The sequence below is a fragment of the Phenylobacterium sp. genome, assembly GCF_046290725.1.
Classification (GTDB): domain Bacteria; phylum Pseudomonadota; class Alphaproteobacteria; order Caulobacterales; family Caulobacteraceae; genus Phenylobacterium.
On the sequence record NZ_JBKBUH010000012.1, the window covers coordinates 1 to 1621 of the forward strand.

At 71.3% G+C, this 1621-nt stretch carries 2 protein-coding genes; both read left to right on the forward strand.

Annotation, left to right across the window (positions count from 1 at the left end):
- Nucleotides 1–127: 127 nt before the first annotated feature.
- Nucleotides 128–382 (forward strand): helix-turn-helix domain-containing protein, encoded by a 255-nt coding sequence (locus tag ACK41C_RS20960; RefSeq protein WP_409658771.1) that lies wholly within the window; start codon nucleotides 128–130, stop codon nucleotides 380–382.
- The coding region (locus tag ACK41C_RS20965; RefSeq protein ID WP_409658774.1) for a hypothetical protein at nucleotides 366–1621 on the forward strand (1256 nt) is incomplete at its 3' end. The genes ACK41C_RS20960 and ACK41C_RS20965, both read left to right, overlap by 17 nt.

Here is a 1621-nt window from a genome sequence, read left to right on the forward strand (position 1 = left end):
CCGACCGGGCGGTGAAGGTCATCACGGCCACCGAGGCGGGCGAACTGCTGCCGCGCTCGTTCTCCGATCCCACCCATGTCGAGTGCCGGATGTGCCCGTGGCAGGACCGGTGCTGGAGGGCCGCGCCATGAACGACACACCGCTGCACCAGGTGCTCGGGGAGCGCCTAATCGATGCACGCGAGGCGGCGCTGGCGCTGAATCTGCCGCTCTACTGGCTCACCCACGCGAAGGAGCGCCGGCGTCTCGGCCTGCCGCACTACCGGGTCGGCAAGCTGCTGCGTTTCAAGCTCTCCGAACTGATCGCGTGGATGGAGGAAAGCCAAGCCCTGCACCCGGCCGACGCAGGGCACGAGGAGGAGGCGGATGCTGGACTTCAATGACACCGCGACCGAGCCCGAGATCCCGGCGTCCGAACGCCGCGAGGCCGTACGCGCCGCCCTGCTTGCGAGGCTGGAGTCGGTGCTGTTCACCCTGTTCCCCGCCGGTCGGACGCGCCGCGGCAAGTTCTTCATCGGCGACGTGCTCGGCAGTCCGGGTAAGAGCCTGGAGATCGTGCTCGACGGCGACAAGGCGGGGCTGTGGACCGACCGCGCCACCGGCGAGGGCGGCAACGTCTTCGACCTCATCGCCGCTCACCATGGCCTCGATACGCACACCGATCTCCATCGGGTGCTCGAAGCCGCCGCGGACCTAATGGGTCGCGCTCGACCGGTCGCGCCGCGCGGACGGAAGAAGGACGCTGCGGTCGATGACCTGGGCCCCGCCACCGCCAAGTGGGACTACCTCGACGCTCAGGGGCGGCTGCTCGCCGTCGTCTACCGCTACGACCCGCCCGGGCGCAAGAAGGAATTCCGGCCCTGGGATGCGCGCCGCCGCAAGATGGCCCCGCCCGAGCCGCGGCCGCTGTACAACCAGCCGGGGATGACCCGTGCCGCGCAGGTGGTCATGGTGGAGGGCGAGAAATGCGCGCAGGCGCTGATCGACGCCGGGGTGTGCGCCACCACCGCGATGCACGGGGCGAATGCCCCGGTGGACAAGACCGACTGGTCGCCGCTGAAGGACAAAGCCGTGCTGATCTGGCCCGACCGCGACAAGCCGGGCTGGGAGTACGCGATGGCGGCCGCGCAGGCCGCACTGGCCGCCGGCGCCGCCTCGTGTGACGTGCTGCTGCCCCCGGAGGACCGGCCCGAAGGCTGGGATGCGGCCGACGCGATCGCCGACGGCTTCGACGTCGCCGCCTTCATCGCCGCGGGCCCGCGGATGAGCATCAAGCCAGCACTTGGGCAGCCGACGCAGGAGCCTTCCGTCTGGGCCACCGACGACGCGCTGGCGCTGAGCTTCACGGCCCGCTACAGCGAAGACTGGCGCTACTGCGCCGCTTGGGGCAGGTGGCTGCTGTGGGACGGACGGCGCTGGCAGGCGGACGAGACGCTGTTGGTGCACCACCTCATCCGCGCGATCTGCCGCGAGGCCGCCCTCAAGGCCGACTCCCACCGGCTGGCGGCCAAGCTCGCCGCGAGCAGCACGGTCGGCGGCGTGGAGCGGCTGGCGCGCACCGACCGGCGGCACGCCTCCACCTCGGAGGAGTGGGACGCGGATCTGTTCGCGCTCAACACGCC